Raw genomic sequence first — 17,833 nt, 5'->3', positions numbered from 1 at the left:
CGGATACTGGGGACATGACCGCTCACGAGGGAGCCACCGTCCTCGTCGTCGAGGACGAGCCGAGCATCGCGGACGTCCTCACCATCGCGCTGCGCTACCACCGCTTCGAGGTGATGGCCGCGGGATGCGTCCGCGAGGCGCTCGCCCTCGCCGAACGCACCCGCCCCGACGCGGCGCTGCTCGACGTGATGCTCCCGGACGGCGACGGCCGGGCGCTCGGCCGTGAACTGCGCCTGCGGCAGCCGGACCTGGCCGTCGTCTTCCTCACCGCGCGGGACGCGCCCGCCGAGATCGTCGGCGCGCTCGGCTTCGGCGACGACTACATCACCAAGCCGTTCAACATCGACGAGGTCGTCGCCCGGATCACCGCCGTCCTGCGCCGCACCCGGTCCGGCGACGTCCTGCCGCAGCGCCCGCCCCTGCGCTACGGCGATCTGGAGCTGGACGAGACGACGTACCGGGTCCACCGCGCCGGCGCCACGGTCGAGCTCACCCCCACGGAGTACGCGCTGCTGCGCTTCCTCGTCCGCAACGGCGGACGGATCGTGCCCAAGGAGCAACTCCTGCGCCATGTCTGGCAGTACGAGCACCCGGCCGAGTCGACGGTCGTCGAGACGTACATCAGCTACCTGCGGCGCAAGCTCGAACCGCTGGGTCCGCCGATGATCCAGACCCGTCGGGGCGTGGGATACGGGCTCACGTGAACCCGCCCGCCCGGTCCGGCTGCCGGCCCTCGCGCCACCGGCACGGCGTCCATTCGCTGCGCGGCAAACTGACGATCGCGAACGTGGGACTGCTGGCCCTGGGCATCGTGGTGGCGACCGCCGTGAGCCTGATGGGCATGCGGCACTACCTGCTCGACCAGGTGGACGCCCAGCTCGTCAAGACCCGCGATTCGCTGAGCGGTTCGCAGCTCACCCTGCGGCAGATCGATTTACTGAGCGCCCTGTCCTTCGTGCGCGACCGGATGGGTCCCGCGGCGGACGAGTCGCCGAAGCCGGACTCGCTCTTCGCGGCCGTCGACCGGCGCGGCGAGGCCGTCGAGGTGGCCGGCTTCCGGCCCAGCCGGACCCAACGCGCGTTCGCCTCCGCCGTGGACGACCCCGCCGCCCTCGCCCGCGCCGGCGAACCGCGCGACATCACCGTGCGCGGCGCCGCCTACCGGGCGACCGGGGCACGGCTCGCCGACGGGACGTACGTGCTGTTCGCCGCCTCGACCGACGGACTGCACAAGGGCATCGCGAAGGCGCTCAAGCTCGATCTGGCCGTGGGCACGCTGCTGCTGGCGCTCCTCGCGTGCCTGACGATGTTCAGCGTGCGCCGCCGGATGCTGCCGCTGGAGGCCATGGTGGAGACCTCGTCCGCCATCGCCGAGGGCGACCTGACCCGGCGCGTCCCCTCCAGCCACCATCCGACCCAGGAGGTCGAACAGCTGCGGCTCGCGCTCAACTCCATGCTGCACCAGGTCGAATCGGCCTACCGGACGCGCGAGGACAGCGCCGCCCAGCTGCGCCGGTTCGTCGGGGACGCCTCGCACGAGCTGCGCACCCCGCTGGCGGCGATACGCGGCTACCTCCAGCTGTACGAGAAGGGGATGCTGACCGATCCCGCCGAGCGCAGGCGGGCCTGGGACCGGATGAACGCGGAGACCGACCGCATGGGGCGGCTGGTCGACGAGCTGCTCACCCTGGCCCGCCTCGACCAGCGGCCCGAACTGCGCTTCAAGAACGTCGACCTGAGCCGGCTCGTGCGGGACGCGGCCGAGGACCTGCGCGCCCAGCAGCCCGGCCGCCCGGTCACCGTGGACGCCGACGGCACGCTGCTCGTCCAGGCCGACGAGTCGGGGCTGCGGCAGGTGCTGGGCAATCTCGTGGGCAACGTGCGCACCCACACGCCCGACGACGTGCCCGTGCGGCTCGGCCTGGAGCGCGCGGACGGCGTCCTGCGGCTGTGTGTCGCGGACAAGGGTCCCGGGCTCGCGCAGGAGGACGCGGCGCGCGTCTTCGACCGCTTCTTCCGGACCGGCGGCGGTGCGGGCAGCGGGCTCGGCATGGCGATCGTGGAGGGCGTGGTGAGGGCGCACGGGGGGACCGTCGCGGTGCGGACGGCACCCGGCGAGGGTCTGGCGGTGACGGTGACGCTGCCCGTACGGCGCGGATACGCGTCGGCGAGGTGACGGCGCGGACGCCCGGAACGCGGAGGGGCACGACTGCCGGAGCGGTGCGGGCGCCCTGGGGCCGACCGTGCTCCGGCGTCCGCCGTACGGACCGACAAACCCTCGTCCATACACTGTGACCTGCGTAAACGAACTTGAACAAAAGCTGACCGAGGCGGTTGAACGCGGGTCGCCACGGCCCCGTACACCACGATGAGGGCGAATCGGTCACTTCCGATCGGCCCCTCACGCCACCACCGCGCATCGCACGGAAGGACCGCCGGGTTGTCGTCCACAACGAACTCTCGACAGCTGCCGAACACGGATGAGGCGCCTCCGCGCGACGAGCCGGAACCGGAGCCGCTCGCGGCCACGGACACGCATACGGATGAGGACGCCGCCGCCTCGGGTGAGGGAGAGGCAGCGGCCGGGGCGGCCCCGGAGACCGACGGGGCCGCCTCGATCGGCTCCGGCGACCCGGCGGACACCTCCGGGACCGAGGACCGGGCCGAGGACCGTACCGAAGCGGACGCCCCGGCCGACGGCTCCGCCGAGGCGGCTCCGGGCACCGTCGGGACGGCGGCCGGAACCGGGACGGAGACCGAACCCGGGACGAAGAGCGAGACCGAGGCCGGAACCGGGACCGAAGAGCCCGTCGCCGTCGAGGCCGGCGCGGGCGCGGACAGCACCTCGGACCCGGCCCCGGCCGGGGAAGCCCCGGACACGGCCCTCGGGGACGGGGCCGGTGACGGGGAGGAGCCTCCGGGGGACGAGCCGCCCGCGCGCGGCCGGTGGCGCGGGTGGCGGGACCGGTATCCCGTCGCCGCCCGTACCCTCGCGTGGACCACGAGCGTCCTCGCCGCCGCGCTCGTCCTGTTCGCGCTGCTCATGCCGAGCCAGGCGGACAAGTTCCAGCCGGCCGAGTTCCTGCGGCTCCCGGTGGAGGCGATCATCGGCGCCGCGCTGCTGATCGTCCTGCCGCGCGTGCCGCGGATCGCCCTGTCCGTGCTCGCCGGTCTCGCCCTGGGCGTCCTGACCGTCCTGAACCTCCTCGACATCGGGTTCAACGAATACCTCGGCCGGGGCTTCAACGTCGTCCTCGACTGGTCGCTCTTCGCCGACGCGCAGTCCTACCTCCAGGACACGTTCGGCCACGGCGGCGCGCTCGGCATCGCGGCCCTGGTCGTGGTGCTCGTGATCGCCGTACTGGCCCTCATGACGCTGTCGGTCGTGCGGCTGGGCAACCTGGCGGCCCGGAACACCCAGCAGGCGACCCGTACGACGCTGGTCCTGGCCGTCGCCTGGGTCACCTGCTCGGCCCTCGGCGTGCAGAACACCGGGATGCCCATAGCCTCCGAGCAGACCGCGACGGTGGTCCAGGACCGGGCGGAGGCCGTACGGCAGACGCTGCGGGACGAGGCCGAGTTCGCGAAGATCGCCAAGAAGGACAGGTTCGCGAACACGCCGCCCAGCCAGCTCCTCACCGATCTGCGCGGCAAGGACATGATCGTCGCGTTCATCGAGAGCTACGGCCGCAGTGCCATCGAGGACCCGGTCATGGCGCCGGGCGTCGACGCGACGCTCACCGCCGAGAACGAGAAGCTGACCCAGGCCGGTTTCGCGGCGAAGAGCGGCTGGCTCACCTCGGCGACCTACGGCGGCAGCAGCTGGCTCGGCCACTCGACGTTCCTGTCGGGCCTGTGGATCAGCAACCAGCAGCGCTACCGCACCGTGACCGCGGGCGATCACCTGACGCTGGTCGGCGCCTTCAAGAAGACCGGCGACTACGACACCGTGGGCGTCATGCCGGGCATCCAGAAGGGCTGGCCCGAGCAGAACTTCTACGGCATCGACAAGCTCTACGACGCCTTCCACCTCGGCTACAAGGGCCCGAAGTTCAGCTGGTCGACCATGCCCGACCAGTACGCCCTGGCCGCGTACGAGCGCCTGGTGCACAGCAAGAAGCACGACAAGCCGCTGATGTCGACGATCATCCTGACCTCCAGCCACCAGCCCTGGGCGCCGATCCCCGAGACGGTCCCCGACGACCAGGTCGGTGACGGGTCGGTCTACAAGGCCATCGAGAAGGCCGGCAAGCGGCCCGGCGACATCATCACCAGTTCGCCGAAGTCGAAGGTGGAGTACGGCAAGTCGATCTCCTACTCGGTGACGAGCCTGATCGACTTCCTGGTGAAGCACGGCAACAAGAACACCGTGCTGATCTACCTCGGCGACCACCAGCCGATCGCCCGGGTCAGCGGCGACCACGCCAGCCGCGACGTGCCGGTCTCGATCGTCGCCAAGGACCCGAAGGTGCTCGACAAGATCGCCGACTGGGGCTGGACGGACGGTCTGCAGCCCGAACACGACGCGCCGGTGTGGAAGATGGACTCCTTCCGGGACCGCTTCCTGACGGCCTACGGATCCACTCCGCACCCCTAGCGGTACCGGTTCCCCGTCCCGCGGGCGGTGGTCACGGCGAGAGCCGTCGGCCGCCGCCCGCGGCCGTGTCGGCCACGGCCGCGGCCGTCGTCACAGCCAGCTCAGCCGCCAGAGGCGGAAGACGCCGGTCCCGTCGGACAGGTACTCGCCGCCGCTGATGTCCTCGGTGCTGATGACGTACTCCTTGCGCTGCCACAGGGGAACCAGCGGGACGTCCCGGGCGACGTCCGTCTGGAGCCGCTGGAACGCGTCCGCCGTACGGCTCCGGTCGGCGTCCTCCTGGGTCTCCTGGATGAGACGGTCGACGTCCTTGTCGCTGTAGCCGTTCTTCATGCTGTTGCCGGTGCCGACGAGCGGCGCGCCGAAGGTGTCGGCGTCGGGATAGTCGGCGACCCAGCCGACCGCCCAGGCGTCCAGCCCGCCCGCCGCGTACCGCTTCTGGAAGTCGGTCCACTCGAACCCCTCGGCCGTCACCTTGAACAGCCCGTCCCTCTCCAGCTGCCGCTCGAGCTCGGCCGCCTCCTCGCCCGCGGCGCCCCGCCCCTCGGCGAACCCGTAGGTGAAGCGCACGGGCAGCGAGACCCCGGCCTCGGTCAGCAGGGCCCGCGCCTTCCCGGGGTCCGGTTTCGGATAGTCGTCGAAGAACGAGGTCGCGTGCCCCGTGATCCCCGCCGGGATCAGCCCGTACAGCGGTTCGGTGGTCCCCTTGTAGGTCCGGTCGACCAGTTTCTCGCGGTCGACCAGCGAGGCGAGGGCCCGCCGTACCCGCGGGTCGTGGAACGGCGAACGCGCGCGCACGTTCAGGACGAGGTTGCGGGTCTCGGCGCTGTCGACCTCCGTGACGCGCTGCGCGGGGTCGCTCGGCGAGAGCCCGGCGAGCAGGGCGGGCGGCAGTTGACGGGCCACGACGTCCAGCCGCTTCTGCTTCCAGGCCGCTTCCAGTGCCTGCGAGTTGGCGTAGTAGCGCAGCACGACGGGCCTGCCGGGGTCGTCGACGGCACCCTCGTAGCGGGGGTTGGGGGCGAGGACGGCCTTCGTGCCCTTCGTGTACGTCTTCAGGACGTACGGCCCCGTGCCGTCGGCACCGGTGTCGGTGCGCAGGCTGTGCCCGGGGTAGCGGGTGCTGTCGACGATCGACCCGGCGCCGGTGGCCAGCTTGAACGGAAAGGTCGCGTCGGACGAGGACAGACGGAAGGTGACGGTCGGGCCGCTCGCGTCCACGCCGTCCAGGGTGGAGAACAGGGAGGCGGGACCCACCTCGTCGTTGATGAGCCTGATGCGGTCGAAGGAGAACTTCACGTCCGCGGCGGTCACCTTGCGCCCGCTCGCGAACGTCAGGTCGTCGCGGAGCGTGCAGCGGTAGGTGCGCAGCCCCGTGTCGGTGAAGGCGCAGTTCTTGGCGGCGTCCGGAACGGGCTTGGCGCCACCGGGCTCGAAGGTGAGCAGCGACTGGAAGACGTTGCTGAACAGAGCCCAGGATCCGGCGTCGTAGGCACCGGCCGGGTCGAGCGAGGTGACGTCGTCCGTCGTGCCCACCGTGATGGTGCGGTTGCCGTTCTCCTTCGCCGGCAACAGCTGCCAGCCGGCCACGCCCACGCCCGCCAGGACGAGAAGCGCCGCCAGAATCCATAAGCGAACCGATCGCATCGGTGCCCTCCCCCAGGCGCCCCGCACGCCACTCCTCGGTGACGCGGATCACCTAACCACAGGAGTTTCGGCCGGGGAAGGGAAATGGGAAGAGTGCTCGGGTCCGACGCGAATGATCTTTTCCGTCCCGCTTCACCGGGGATTCTCAGGCTTCGCGCGACGCCAGTTCGACGACCGTGATGTCCGAGGGCGCGCCGACCCGGGTCGGCGGCCCCCAGGCCCCCGCGCCCCGGGAGACGTACAGCTGTGTGTCGCCGTAGCGCTCCAGTCCCGCGAGCGTCGGATTGGCCGCGGCCGCGACGAGGTTCCCCGGCCACAGCTGCCCGCCGTGGGTGTGTCCGGACAACTGGAGATCGACCCCGTGGCGTACCGCTTCATGGATCTGCACCGGCTGGTGCGCGAGCAGCACGCAGGCCCGTGTCGTGTCCCGGTCTCCGAGCGCCTTGCCGAAGTCGGGCCCCTGTCCCTCGCTCTCGCCCTGCAGGTCGTTCACCCCGGCGAGGTCGAAGCCGGCCAGCTCGGTCCGCGCGTTCTCCAGGGGGTGGATCCCCAGCTCCCGCACCTCCCGGATCCACTGCTCGGCTCCGGAGAAGTACTCGTGGTTCCCGGTGACGAAGTAGGCCCCGTGCCGGGCTCGCAGCCCGGCGAGCGGAGCGGCCGCGGGGCCGAGGTTCTTCACGCTGCCGTCGACCAGGTCACCGACGACGGCGATCAGATCGGGCTGGGTGGAGTTGATGGTGTCGACGACCTTCTGGGCGAAGCCGCGCCCGAGCACCGGCCCGAGGTGGATGTCGCTCACGACGGCGATCCGGAAACCGTGGGCGGACCGGGGCAGTTTGGCGAGCGGCACGGTGACCCGCTTCACCGAGGGCCCGCGCAGCACGCCGTACGTCCCGTAGCCCACGGTCCCCACCGCGGCGGCCGCGGCCGCGCCGCCCACGACACGCGAGACGAACAGACGCCGCGACAGCGAGGCGGCATCCGCCGGTCCACCCGCCCCCACCTCGCCCGCGGACCCAACCGGCCCCGCGGGTTCGGCCGGCTCCGCCGGTCCCGCCGATCCCACCGGCCCTTCGGGTTCAGCCGATCCCACCGGTTCAGCCAGCCCCGCAGGTTCGGCAGGGCCCGCAGGTCCTGCGGGTTCAACCGGCTTCGCCGATTCCGGCGAAACCTCCGGCTCGGCGGGGCCCGCCAGCCCGGCAGACCCCGCCAGCCCGGCGGATGCCGTCGGCCCGGCAGACCCCGCCAGCCCGGCGGATGCCGTCGGCCCGGCAGACCCCGCCAGCCCGGCGGATGCCGTCGGCCCGGCGGGGCCCGGCGACCCGGTGGAGCTCGGCTGTCCTTCTCCTGTTCCTGTCGGTGTCGCGCCGGAGGCGGAGCGCGCGTTCTCGCGCGGTCCCGTCCCCCCGGTCACGGCGGGGGACACGGCGCTCCCGGCCCCCTGCCGTCCGGCGGCCCGGCGCGCCCCGGCCCACCGCAGGACCGGCCGCACGAACTCTCCGGCCAGCAGCGCCAGTACGAGGTAGAGGGCCAGGGGCATCCACAGGAACCCGGGCCAGGCCAGCGTCCGCTGGAGCCAGAAAGGGGCACCCGCACGCTCGCTCGCGACGGCGGCGACCATCAGCAGCGGCCCGGCGACGAAGACGGCCGCGCCCAGTCGGCGGACCGGTCCCGGGCCGCTCGTGGTGTCCCGCACCAGCCGGCGCCAGGCGTACCCGTGCAGCCCGCCGAGCACGGCCAGGGCGAGCAGGACCGCCGACACGAACAAGATGACCATGACGCCGTATCCCCCGTTATGACGTCTGGCGCAAAGCGCGTACGCCGCGCAACCCGATGACCCCGACGGCCGTCCCAAGGACAAACGACACGACGGCGAGCGTCAGATGCACCCAGAAGTACGCGGTCGGATCACCCGCGTCGTCGAACGCGAGCCCACTGGCGTCTTTCCAAAGATTCTTAGCGAAAGTGACCCAAATGACCCAGCTCCACACCCCGAAGGCGAGCAGGAACCAGGACACGGGGCGGCTGAGCTTCATGCTTTCAGTATCGCCGTCGCCCGCCGTGGTCCGGCGCCGGGGTGGAGAGGGCAAGGCGGTCCCCCCGAACGGCGATGGGAATTCCGGCCGCAACACCTGTACTTTTTCGACCGTGCCCGTCTCGAAAATGATCATTCGGCGATCCCTGTTGGTCGCTTCCGCTGCTTTGTCGGTCCTTTCGCTCACCGCGCCCGCGTTCGCCGACACCGCCGACGAGAGCCCCTCGGAGAGCCCCAGCGCCTCTCCGTCGGCCAATCCCCCGGCGAACATGTCGACCCTCGGCGGTGAGCGGCTCGGCCGTCCCGGCAACCAGGTGAACCTCGGCGGCGGCGCCCCCGTCCTGCCCGCGGGCATCACCGCCCGTTCCTGGATCGTCGCCGACGCGGAGTCCGGCGACGTCCTGGCCGCGCACAACGCGCACTGGCGGCTGCCCCCGGCGAGCACGCTGAAGATGCTGTTCGCCGACACGGTGCTGCCCAAGTTCCCGAGGAGCACCTCGCACAAGGTGGCCCCCTCCGAGCTGGCGGGCATCGGCGAGGGCTCCAGCCTGGTGGGCATAAAGGAGAACGCGACGTACACCGTCCACGACCTGTGGCTCGGTGTCTTCCTGAAGTCCGGCAACGACGCCGTGCACGTGCTGTCCGCGATGAACGGCGGCATCCCCGAGACGGTCAAGGACATGCAGGCGCACGCGGACGACCTCCAGGCCCTCGACACGCACGTGGTGAGCCCGGACGGCTACGACGCCAGGGGCCAGGTGTCGTCCGCCTACGACCTGACGCTGTTCGCCCGTTCGGGGCTCCAGAAGAAGGACTTCCGGGAGTACTGCTCGACGGTGCGGGCCACGTTCCCGGGCGCGACGGCCGGGGGCAAGAAGGGCGCGGCCGGCCGCGCGTCCTCCGAGATCCGCAACACCAACCGGCTGCTGTCCGGCGACAGCGACATCACCCCGTACCAGGGCATCGCGGGGGTGAAGAACGGCAACACCACCAACGCGGGCGCCACCTTCACGGGCGTCGCCGAGCGCGGCGGCAAGGTGCTGCTCGTCACGGTCATGAACCCGGAGAAGAAGGAGCACAACGAGGTCTACAAGGAGGCCGCGCAGCTGCTCGACTGGGGGTTCCAGTCCGTGGGCAAGGTCCAGCCGGTGGGTGAACTGGTCCCGCCCAAGGGCGTCGACACCACCGCCCGGCCGGGCGCGAACGCGTCGTCCGGAGCGACCCCCGACACGGGCACGGGTTCCGGCACGGGCACCGCGCACGCCTCCACGAAGCCGGTGGCGGCCGCCTCGGCGAGGGGCGGTTCGAGCGGCATCGGCGTCGCGCTCGGTGTGGCGGGCGGCTTCCTCGTCCTGCTCGCCGCGGGCGTCTTCCTGGTCAACCGCCGCTGGCCGCTGCCGGACCTGATGCGCCGTCGCCGCTGATCCCCCGGGACTCCGGGGCCCCCGGGCCCCTCCCGCCCCGCGAGCCGGCCGGTTCCCGCGAGCCGGCCGGCTCGTCCGGAGCCTCCTGGCCGGCCGCTTCCCGGTCCTGTCCCTCGCCGGGTGTCGCCGTCCAGGCGGCGGAGTACAGGAGCAGCTTCGAGGTGAAGTTGATCCACAGGAGCAGTGCGATCGGCACTCCGAAGGCGCCGTACATGCTCTTCGACGCCACGCCCCGCATGTAGCCGCTGAGCAGCGTCTTGAGCAGTTCGAACCCGACGGCGCCGATCAGCACCGCGACGATCAGCCGGCGGCGCGGCGGCTCGACACCGGGCAGCAGCGTGAGCATGTAGAGCAGGACCAGGAGGTCGGCGAGCACGGCCACCGCGAAGGCGACGACCTGGAGCAGGGTGCTCCCCCAGCCGCTCTCGTCGAGGCCCACGTGCCGGGCCGACCAGCCCATCGCCGTGGACGCGAGGCCGGAGACCGCGATGGTGAGCAGTGCGGCGCCGCCGAGACCGACGAGGATCCCGCCGTCCTTGAGCTTGCGCAGCAAGGGGTTCTCCTCGCTGTCGGGCAGTTCCCAGACCGCGCGCAGACAGTCCCTCATCTGGCCGACCCAGCCGATGCCGGTGATCAGCAGCAGGACGCCCGCGACAAGCCCGATGGCGCCGGCGTTCTGGACGAGGCCGTTGATGTCGAGCTGGTCGGAGATGCCCGGCACCTGCTCGGCGAGCTTGTCCTGGAGGTCCTTCTGCTGCTGGGCGCTCAGCGTGGCGGCGCCGATCGCGGCGGCCAGGGTCAGCAGCGGGAACAGCGCCACGAAGCTGATGAAGGTCATCGCCGCGGCGAGCCGGGTCCACTTCACGCGGTCCAGCCGCTCGTACGACCGCCACGCGTGCGTGGTCATCAGGCGTACGACCCAAGGCCCCACGCCGGGAATCTTCTTCAGCCAGTCCATGATCCGACTCTGCCCTCGTCTCGGAAAACCAGTGCCCGGGTACCCCAGAAACGCAGGACGGTGGCCAGCGCCATGCCGATCCCCGCGCCGGAGACCGTGTCGGCGCGCGGGGAGGTGAACCCGAGCCCGTAGTGGCTGACGGCGAGGCACAGCAGCTGCACGAGCGCGCCCGCGACGTTCACCGCGAAGAAGACCGCGTACCGGCGCGGGCCGCGGGCCGCCGCGTGCCGGTAGGTGCCGAGCGCGTTCCCGGCGTACGCCACCGAACAGCCAGCGAGGAAGGACAGCGCCTTGGCGGTCAGCGGGTCCAGGCCCGCAGGGCCGCGGAGCAGCACGAAGAGGCCGAGGTCGACCGCGTAGGCGAGGAGGCCGACGGCGGCGAACCCGAGGGCCTCGCGCAGGAACCGCTCCCGGGCGCGGCCCGCCCCGGGGACCGCGCCCGGTCCCGTGCCCGCGGCGGTCCGCTCCTCGGTGACGCTCACCAGTTCGCCACGGCGAGCCCGTACATGGCCAGCCACACCAGGCCGATGAGGGCGAGCGGCCGGTCGCGCAGGACCACGTCCTCCGGTTCCCCGGCCGTTCCCCGGTCGGCGAAGACCGCGTAGCGCAGGACGGCCAGGGTGAAAGCGATCATGGACAGCTGACGCCACGGCAGCACACCGGCGCTCGGCACCCCGCCCTCCTCCAGGGCCCACAGGCAGTAGCCGAGGACGGAGACACCGGCGGCCAGTTGCCACACGAAGCGCAGGTAGCCGGTCGTGTACTCGGTGAGCAGCGCGCGCGTGGCCCCCGCCCGCCCCGCCATCTGCACGGCTTCGGAGTAGCGCTTGGCCGAGACCATGAACAGCGCCCCGAAGCCGGTGGTGATCAGGAACCAGCGCGAGAGCGGGATGCCGAGGGCCAGCCCGCCGATCATGGCCCGCATCAGGAACCCGGTCGTGACGACGGCGAGGTCCACGACGAGCACGTGCTTCAGGCTGACGCAGTACGCCAGTTGCACGCCGATGTACGCGGTCAGCAGCGCGCAGACGGCCGGCGGGCAGAGCCAGGCGGCGGCCAGGGGCGCGAGGGCTCCGAGGGTGCCGCCGACGGCGTACGCGACCGGGACGGGGACCTGGCCCGCGGCGACCGGGCGGTGGCGCTTCACGGGGTGGGCTCGGTCGGCGGCGGCGTCCCGGGCGTCGTTGACCAGGTACACGGCGGCGGCGCAGGCCGTGAACAGGACGAAGACCAGCGAGAGGTGAACGAACGCCTGCTGCGTGAAGAGCCGACCCGCGGCGGCCGGAGCGGCCACGACGAGCACGTTTTTCACCCACTGGCGGGGACGCGCGGTCCTGACGAGGCCCCGCAGCAGCCCGGTCAGGCTCCTGGGCGGCGGGGCGAGGGTCGGGGGGCGTTCCAGGAGCGCCGTGCGCTCAGCCATGGCCGGCCCCGATCCAGCAGGCGCCGAGACCGGCCGCCGCGGCTCCCAGGGCCGCGCCGGCGGCGACGTCCGTGGGGTAGTGGACGCCGACGACCAGGCGCGAGAGGCACATCGCGGCGGCGAGCGGCGGGACGGCGTACGCGCCGAGCGCCCCGTAGGCGACCGCCGCGGCGGCGGCGGAGGCCGCGTGCGAGCTGGGGAAGGAATGCCGTCCGGCCGTGCGCACCCGGGGCTCCACGTGCGTGGGACGCGGGCGGCGCACGATCCGCTTCACGACCGTGCTCGCGAGGTGCGCGCCGGCGGTGAGCGCCGTGGCGCGCAACCACGCGCCGCTCCGTCCGCGGTCGGCGACCGCTCCGGCGAGCCCCGCGGCGAGCCACAGGGCGCCGTGCTCCCCGCTCCAGGACAGGGCGCGCGCGACGGCCGCGACGCGCGGGTCCGCGCCGTGGGCGTGGAGCGCGGACAGCAGGCGCCGGTCCGCGTCGTCAAGGTCGTCCATGTGAGGCCACTCTTCTAGGGAGTGGTCGCAGAATTACGGTCATCTTGTACGACATCCCATTAATCACCCATTTCGGTGAGGAGCCGGGAGCGCTGGGCGGATTGCCCCGTTACGCACCCCCGGCGGCGCTACGGTCACGGTCATGCCTGCCGACTCCGTCTCCGTCACGGGTTGGGGTCGCACCGCCCCGACCACCGCCCGTCTGGTCCGCCCGCGCACCTACGGCGAGGCGGCGGCGGCCGTCCGGGAGTGCGGGGCACGGGGAGGGATCGCCCGGGGGCTCGGACGGGCGTACGGCGACGCCGCGCAGAACGCGGGCGGCGCGGTGTTCGACATGACGGGCCTGGACCGGATCCACGCCATCGACGCGGGCGGCGGCACGGTCCTGTGCGACGCGGGGGTGTCCCTGCACCGGCTCATGGAGGTCCTGCTCCCCCTCGGCTGGTTCGTGCCGGTGACGCCGGGGACCCGCTATGTGACCGTGGGCGGCGCGATCGGCGCGGACATCCACGGCAAGAACCACCACGTGTCGGGGTCCTTCGCCCGGCACGTCCTGTCCTTCGAGCTGCTGACCGCGGACGGCGAGATCAGGCCGGTCGGGCGCGGCACCCCCCTGTTCGACGCCACGGCGGGCGGGATGGGCCTGACCGGCGTGATCCTGACGGCGACCGTCCGCCTCCAGCCGGTGGAGACCGCCCTGATGTCCGTCGACACCGAACGCGCGGTGGACCTGGACGACCTGATGGCCCGTCTCACCTCCGGCGATCACCGCTACCGCTATTCGGTGGCCTGGATCGACCTCCTCGCCCGCGGGGCCGGGACGGGCCGCTCGGTGCTGACCCGCGGCGATCACGCACCGCTGGACGCGCTGCCGCCGCGGGCCCGCCGGCACCCGCTGGCGTTCCGCCCGTCGCGGCTGCCGGCCGCCCCCGCCTTCGTGCCGGAAGGGCTCCTCGGGCGGACGACGGTCGGACTCTTCAACGAGCTCTGGTACCGCAGGGCGCCCCGCGCGCGCACCGGTGAACTCCAGCCGATCCCGGCCTTCTTCCACCCCCTGGACGGGGTGCCGCACTGGAACCGCGTCTACGGGCGCGGCGGCTTCGTCCAGTACCAGTTCGTCGTCGGGCACGGCCGGGAGGAGACCCTGCGCCGGATCGTGCGGCGCGTCTCCGAACGCCGCTGCCCGTCCTTCCTCGCCGTCCTGAAGCGCTTCGGGAAGGGCGATCCGGGCTGGCTGTCCTTCCCCGTGCCCGGGTGGACCCTCGCCCTGGACGTCCCGGCGGGCCTGCCGGGCCTGGGCTCCTTCCTCGACGAACTGGACGAGGAGGTGGCGGGCGCCGGGGGACGCGTGTACCTGGCCAAGGACGCGCGGCTGCGGCCCGAGCTGCTGGCCGCGATGTATCCGCGGCTCGGCGCGTTCCGGTCCCTGCGCCGGGAACTGGACCCGCGCGGGGTCTTCACCTCGGACCTGTCCCGCCGCCTCGGCCTGTAGGTCCCCGTCCGTCTGAAGGAGCTGGCCGTCATGAAGGACGCCTTCGGTATCCCCCAGTCCCTGTTGGTGCTCGGCGGCACGTCCGAGATCGCGCTGGCCACCGCGCGCCGGCTGATCACCCGGCGCACCCGCGCGGTGTGGCTCGCCGGACGGCCGACGCCCGCCCTGGAGGAGGCCGCCGAGCGGCTGCGCGGGCTCGGCGCGGAGGTCCGTACCGTCGCCTTCGACGCCCTCGATCCCGAATCCCACGAGGCCGTGCTCGGCAAGGTCTTCGCCGAGGGCGACATCGACATGGTGCTGATGGCCTTCGGGGTGCTCGGCGACCAGGCCGTGGACGAGAAGGAGCCGGCCCTGGCGGTCCGGGTCGCGCAGACGAACTACACGGGCGCGGTCTCCTCGGGCCTGGTGTGCGCGCGGGCGCTGCAGACGCAGGGGCACGGCTCCCTGGTGGTGCTGTCCTCGGTCGCGGGCGAACGCGCCCGCCGCTCGAACTTCATCTACGGCTCCAGCAAGGCGGGCCTGGACGCCTTCGCGCAGGGGCTGGGGGACGCCCTCCACGGCACGGGGGCCCACGTCATGGTCGTGCGCCCCGGGTTCGTCCGTACGCGGATGACGGCCCATCTGCCCCAGGTACCGCTGTCGACCACTCCGGAGGCGGTGGCCGAGGCGATCGAGCTGGGGCTGCGGCGTCGCTCCGAGACGGTGTGGGTGCCGGGGGCCCTCCGGATGGTCATGTCGGCGCTGCGGCACACGCCCCGGGCGGTGTTCAGACGACTGCCGCTCTGAGGCCCGTCCGAGGTCCGGCGGCCCCCGGATCGACCGGACGGGTCCTAGACCGCCGGCAGCGTGGTGTCCCGTTCGGGCGCGGAGGCCTGCGGGGGCACCACGGCACCGCCGAAGACGAACTCGCGGAGCTTGCGCCACACACCGTCGGCGCCCTGCTCGTAGAGGGCGAACCCGGTGCAGGGCCACCCGGCCTCGTACGCGGAGAGCGCCTCGAAGGCGTGGTCCATCGCCTCTTCGCTGATGCCGTGCGCCACGGTGACGTGCGGGTGGTACGGGAACTGCAGCTCGCGGGCGACGGGGCCCGAGGCGTCCCGGACCTGCTTCTGCAGCCAGGTGCAGGCCTCGGCGCCCTCGGCCACCCGGACGTACACGACCGGTGACAGGGGGCGGAAGGTGCCCGTGCCGGACAGCCGCATCGGGAACGGGCGCCCGGCGGCGGCGACGTCCATCAGGTGCGCCTCGATCGCGGGCAGCGCCGAGTCCTCGACCTCGGTCGGCGGCAGCAGGGTGACGTGGGTGGGAATGCAGCAAGCCGCGGGGTCGCCGAAGCCCGCGCGCCGCTCCTGGAGCAGGCTGCCGTGAGGCTCCGGGACCGCGATCGACACGCCGATCGTTACGGTCCCCACGTCGTCTCCTGTCGTTGTCGAGGATCAGGGCTGTTCGGTGGTGCTGCGCGGGCGGAGGCGATCGCTCGGCCCGCCCCGCTTTCGACTGTACGGCGGCGCGGCCCGCAAACGGCCGTCGTAGGAGTGTCGCGCTCGTCTCGTACTGACTGCCGAAGGTGGTGTGGTAGGGGCCGTGCCGCCGTACGGACGGGGCACGGCCCCGCGTACGGCGGCGGCCCCGGCCGTCAGTGCTTGGCGGGCAGGAACCCGACCCGGTCGTACGCCTGGGAGAGCGTCTCCGCGGCGACGGCGCGCGCCTTCTCGGCACCCTTGGCCAGGATCGAGTCGAGCGTCTCGGGGTCGTCCAGGTACTGCTGGGTGCGCTCGCGGAACGGGGTCACGAACTCGACCATGATCTCGGCGAGGTCCGTCTTGAGGGCGCCGTACATCTTGCCCTCGTACTCCCGCTCCAGCTCGGCGATCGACTTGCCGGTGAGGGTGGAGTGGATGGTGAGGAGGTTCGAGACGCCCGGCTTCTCCGCGGCGTCGTAGCGGATCACCGTGTCCGTGTCGGTGACGGCGCTCTTGACCTTCTTCGCGGTGACCTTCGGGTCGTCGAGGAGGTTGATGAGGCCCTTCGGCGTGGACGCCGACTTGCTCATCTTGATCGACGGGTCCTGGAGGTCGTAGATCTTCGCCGTCTCCTTGAGGATGTACGGCTTCGGGACGGTGAAGGTCTCGCCGAACCGGCCGTTGAAGCGCTCGGCGAGGTCACGGGTGAGCTCGACGTGCTGGCGCTGGTCCTCGCCGACCGGCACCTCGTGGGCCTGGTACAGCAGGATGTCCGCGACCTGGAGGACCGGGTACGTGAACAGGCCGACGCTCGCGCGGTCCGCGCCCTGCCGGGCCGCCTTGTCCTTGAACTGGGTCATCCGGCTGGCCTCGCCGAAACCGGTGAGGCAGTTCATGACCCAGGCGAGCTGGGCGTGCTCGGGGACGTGGCTCTGGACGAAGAGCGTGCAGCGCTCGGGGTCGAGACCGGCGGCGAGCAGCTGCGCGGCGGCGAGCCTGGTGTTGGCGCGCAGGTCCGCGGGGTCCTGCGGAACCGTGATCGCGTGCAGGTCGACGACCATGTAGAACGCGTCGTGGGACTCCTGGAGCGCCACCCACTGACGGACGGCGCCGAGGTAGTTGCCGAGGTGGAACGAGCCTGCCGTGGGCTGGATTCCGGAGAGCACGCGAGGACTGTCAGAGGCCATGTTCACCATTCTCTCAGGTGCCGGGGCCCGCTCCGGAACTGGCCGGAAAGAGACGGCACTCGGGTGAGCCCGCGCCATGGATCCGGGAATCAGCTCCTCCGAACCTTCACCCCATCGACACAGACGGTCACCATTTCGCTCACCTGAGCGGCTTTCGAACACACACCGTCATGCAAGTGCAACGGTGAGGTGACGTTCCTGCTGGAGGGGGTGTTTTTCGGGGGCGCCGACGCTTAGAAATGCCGGACCGCCCGGGAACCGGATTCGGCAGGGCGGAGCGCTGTTCGGACGTCGCCGTCGCGGGGAACCCCCGGCGGGTCCGTCGGCGCACCCAGGAATTGGCACAACGGTGTGCGGGCCGACTCTGCGTCGGCCGGTTGGGAGTTCCATGCGCGGGCTTCGCGAACTGGTCACGGTGGTGGGAGCGTTGGGCGCCACCGCCGCGGCGGCGGTGGCGGTGGCACCGGCCGCCCTGGCCGGCCCGGCGGCGAGCGCACCGGTGGTCGCACCGGCGGTGCGGGAGAGCGTCGAGAACGCCCCGCAGAGCTCCTCGGGCGACAGCCCGGACATCGTCCTGACCGTCGCCGGTGACACGGGACGGACGACCACCATGCACAGCGGCGATCCGGATTTCGGACGGCTGTGGCGGCTCCTGTCGCCCCGGTACACGGGCCCGAAGAAGGCGCCCGACGAGTGGGCGGGCGGTCACCTTCCCGCTCCCCAGGTCACGGTGATCTGGGGAGCCACGGGCCCCGGGGGTGACGTCAGCATCGAGCGCCAGGACCAGGTTTTCCTCGCCGCGGACGGCGCGCCGTGGGTGCGGTCGGATCTGGCTCCCGACCTGGTGGGCGGCGACTTCCACTGGCACCGGGCGCCGCTCTCGGTGTTCGGCGAGCTGGTGAAGGAAGGAAGGCTCTTCGGCTCCGGGGCGACCGCGACCGCCGTCCGGGTGGAGTTCGACCCGGCGGTGTGGGCGGTGCCCGGACTCGCCGCGGGCCTGGCCCTGGGCGCCGGGGCCACGTGGTTCGCCCGCCGCGCGACGGCCCGGCGCGTGAACGCCGAACCGCTGCGGGAGCCGCGCCAGGAGCTGGTCGAGGTCTACTGACCG

The 17,833-nt window shown here is 72.3% G+C and carries 16 protein-coding genes; 7 read left to right on the top strand and 9 right to left on the bottom strand.

All coding sequences use genetic code 11. The features are described 5' to 3' along the window. The first annotated feature begins 14 nt into the window (after positions 1-14). The 3 genes from ACICHK_RS24650 to ACICHK_RS24640 all read left to right on the top strand — a co-directional run bounded on the left by ACICHK_RS24650 (position 15) and on the right by ACICHK_RS24640 (position 4,597). The gene (locus tag ACICHK_RS24650) at positions 15-704 is read left to right on the top strand and encodes a response regulator transcription factor (protein ID WP_406838590.1); all 690 of its coding nucleotides are present in this window, start codon (positions 15-17) and stop codon (positions 702-704) included. After that, positions 701-2,176 (top strand): sensor histidine kinase, encoded by a 1,476-nt coding sequence (locus ACICHK_RS24645; RefSeq protein ID WP_406838589.1) that lies wholly within the window; start codon positions 701-703, stop codon positions 2,174-2,176. The genes ACICHK_RS24650 and ACICHK_RS24645 overlap by 4 nt, the downstream gene beginning before the upstream one ends. A 264-nt stretch (positions 2,177-2,440) precedes the next feature. After that, the gene (locus ACICHK_RS24640; RefSeq protein ID WP_406838588.1) at positions 2,441-4,597 is read left to right on the top strand and encodes a sulfatase-like hydrolase/transferase; all 2,157 of its coding nucleotides are present in this window, start codon (positions 2,441-2,443) and stop codon (positions 4,595-4,597) included. 90 nt (positions 4,598-4,687) lie between these two features. On the opposite strand, the gene ACICHK_RS24635 is transcribed toward ACICHK_RS24640, so the two are convergent. The 3 genes from ACICHK_RS24635 to ACICHK_RS24625 form a co-directional block, all read right to left on the bottom strand. Continuing rightward, on the bottom strand, positions 4,688-6,244 hold the full coding sequence (locus ACICHK_RS24635; protein WP_406838587.1) for an ABC transporter substrate-binding protein: 1,557 nt from the start codon (positions 6,242-6,244) through the stop codon (positions 4,688-4,690). A 145-nt stretch (positions 6,245-6,389) separates the two neighbouring features. After that, positions 6,390-8,021, bottom strand: a complete 1,632-nt coding sequence (locus tag ACICHK_RS24630) for a metallophosphoesterase (protein WP_406838586.1) — start codon at positions 8,019-8,021, stop codon at positions 6,390-6,392. Positions 8,022-8,037: 16 nt separating this feature from the next. After that, on the bottom strand, positions 8,038-8,280 hold the full coding sequence (locus ACICHK_RS24625; protein WP_225860467.1) for an SCO4848 family membrane protein: 243 nt from the start codon (positions 8,278-8,280) through the stop codon (positions 8,038-8,040). 127 nt (positions 8,281-8,407) lie between these two features. Between ACICHK_RS24625 and ACICHK_RS24620 the strand changes: the two genes are divergently transcribed. Then, a complete protein-coding gene (locus tag ACICHK_RS24620; protein ID WP_406838585.1) occupies positions 8,408-9,703 on the top strand; it encodes a D-alanyl-D-alanine carboxypeptidase family protein in 1,296 nt (431 codons plus the stop codon). Here the strand turns inward: ACICHK_RS24620 and ACICHK_RS24615 are convergent. The 4 genes from ACICHK_RS24615 to ACICHK_RS24600 all read right to left on the bottom strand — a co-directional run bounded on the left by ACICHK_RS24615 (position 9,657) and on the right by ACICHK_RS24600 (position 12,583). After that, the gene (locus ACICHK_RS24615) at positions 9,657-10,661 is read right to left on the bottom strand and encodes a YihY/virulence factor BrkB family protein (RefSeq protein WP_406838584.1); all 1,005 of its coding nucleotides are present in this window, start codon (positions 10,659-10,661) and stop codon (positions 9,657-9,659) included. The two genes, ACICHK_RS24620 and ACICHK_RS24615, sit on opposite strands and share 47 nt — an antisense overlap. After that, positions 10,649-11,062: a GtrA family protein gene (locus tag ACICHK_RS24610; protein WP_406841307.1), complete on the bottom strand. Its 414-nt coding sequence runs from the start codon at positions 11,060-11,062 to the stop codon at positions 10,649-10,651. Before ACICHK_RS24610 ends, ACICHK_RS24615 begins: the two co-directional genes overlap by 13 nt. 77 nt (positions 11,063-11,139) lie before the next feature. Further along, complete coding sequence (locus tag ACICHK_RS24605) at positions 11,140-12,084, bottom strand: decaprenyl-phosphate phosphoribosyltransferase (RefSeq protein ID WP_406838583.1); 945 nt, start codon at positions 12,082-12,084, stop codon at positions 11,140-11,142. Next, on the bottom strand, positions 12,077-12,583 hold the full coding sequence (locus tag ACICHK_RS24600) for a phosphatase PAP2 family protein (protein WP_406838582.1): 507 nt from the start codon (positions 12,581-12,583) through the stop codon (positions 12,077-12,079). The genes ACICHK_RS24605 and ACICHK_RS24600 overlap by 8 nt, the downstream gene beginning before the upstream one ends. A 142-nt stretch (positions 12,584-12,725) precedes the next feature. Here ACICHK_RS24600 and ACICHK_RS24595 point away from each other — a divergent pair, with 142 nt between their 5' ends. Beyond that, the gene (locus ACICHK_RS24595) at positions 12,726-14,075 is read left to right on the top strand and encodes an FAD-binding protein (RefSeq protein WP_406838581.1); all 1,350 of its coding nucleotides are present in this window, start codon (positions 12,726-12,728) and stop codon (positions 14,073-14,075) included. A gap of 30 nt (positions 14,076-14,105) precedes the next feature. Next, the gene (locus ACICHK_RS24590; protein ID WP_406838580.1) at positions 14,106-14,861 is read left to right on the top strand and encodes a decaprenylphospho-beta-D-erythro-pentofuranosid-2-ulose 2-reductase; all 756 of its coding nucleotides are present in this window, start codon (positions 14,106-14,108) and stop codon (positions 14,859-14,861) included. A gap of 44 nt (positions 14,862-14,905) precedes the next feature. Here ACICHK_RS24590 and ACICHK_RS24585 read toward each other — a convergent pair whose 3' ends face one another. Continuing rightward, positions 14,906-15,487 carry a 2'-5' RNA ligase family protein gene (locus ACICHK_RS24585; RefSeq protein ID WP_406838579.1) on the bottom strand — a complete coding sequence of 194 codons (582 nt, stop codon included), beginning with the start codon at positions 15,485-15,487 and terminating at the stop codon, positions 14,906-14,908. A 224-nt stretch (positions 15,488-15,711) separates the two neighbouring features. Further along, positions 15,712-16,725, bottom strand: a complete 1,014-nt coding sequence (trpS, locus tag ACICHK_RS24580; RefSeq protein WP_406838578.1) for a tryptophan--tRNA ligase — start codon at positions 16,723-16,725, stop codon at positions 15,712-15,714. Between the two features lie 388 nt (positions 16,726-17,113). Between trpS and ACICHK_RS24575 the strand changes: the two genes are divergently transcribed. Then, the gene (locus tag ACICHK_RS24575; RefSeq protein WP_406838577.1) at positions 17,114-17,830 is read left to right on the top strand and encodes a hypothetical protein; all 717 of its coding nucleotides are present in this window, start codon (positions 17,114-17,116) and stop codon (positions 17,828-17,830) included. The last annotated feature ends 3 nt before the right edge of the window (positions 17,831-17,833 follow it).

Source organism: Streptomyces sp. AHU1 (genome assembly GCF_045343905.1).
GTDB classification, from domain to species: domain Bacteria; phylum Actinomycetota; class Actinomycetes; order Streptomycetales; family Streptomycetaceae; genus Streptomyces; species Streptomyces triticiradicis.
This window is presented reverse-complemented; position numbering and strand designations above follow the sequence as displayed.

What these genes read in the sequence shown, in the direction of transcription:
- ACICHK_RS24650 (WP_406838590.1), top strand. Translation starts at nt 15, where the DNA reads ATGACCGCTCACGAGGGAGCCACCGTCCTCGTCGTCGAGGACGAGCCG.
- ACICHK_RS24635 (WP_406838587.1), bottom strand. Translation starts at nt 6,244, where the DNA reads ATGCGATCGGTTCGCTTATGGATTCTGGCGGCGCTTCTCGTCCTGGCG.
- ACICHK_RS24630 (WP_406838586.1), bottom strand. Translation starts at nt 8,021, where the DNA reads ATGGTCATCTTGTTCGTGTCGGCGGTCCTGCTCGCCCTGGCCGTGCTC.
- ACICHK_RS24625 (WP_225860467.1), bottom strand. Translation starts at nt 8,280, where the DNA reads ATGAAGCTCAGCCGCCCCGTGTCCTGGTTCCTGCTCGCCTTCGGGGTG.
- ACICHK_RS24620 (WP_406838585.1), top strand. Translation starts at nt 8,408, where the DNA reads ATGATCATTCGGCGATCCCTGTTGGTCGCTTCCGCTGCTTTGTCGGTC.
- ACICHK_RS24615 (WP_406838584.1), bottom strand. Translation starts at nt 10,661, where the DNA reads ATGGACTGGCTGAAGAAGATTCCCGGCGTGGGGCCTTGGGTCGTACGC.
- ACICHK_RS24605 (WP_406838583.1), bottom strand. Translation starts at nt 12,084, where the DNA reads ATGGCTGAGCGCACGGCGCTCCTGGAACGCCCCCCGACCCTCGCCCCG.
- ACICHK_RS24600 (WP_406838582.1), bottom strand. Translation starts at nt 12,583, where the DNA reads ATGGACGACCTTGACGACGCGGACCGGCGCCTGCTGTCCGCGCTCCAC.
- ACICHK_RS24595 (WP_406838581.1), top strand. Translation starts at nt 12,726, where the DNA reads ATGCCTGCCGACTCCGTCTCCGTCACGGGTTGGGGTCGCACCGCCCCG.
- ACICHK_RS24590 (WP_406838580.1), top strand. Translation starts at nt 14,106, where the DNA reads ATGAAGGACGCCTTCGGTATCCCCCAGTCCCTGTTGGTGCTCGGCGGC.
- trpS (WP_406838578.1), bottom strand. Translation starts at nt 16,725, where the DNA reads ATGGCCTCTGACAGTCCTCGCGTGCTCTCCGGAATCCAGCCCACGGCA.
- ACICHK_RS24575 (WP_406838577.1), top strand. Translation starts at nt 17,114, where the DNA reads ATGCGCGGGCTTCGCGAACTGGTCACGGTGGTGGGAGCGTTGGGCGCC.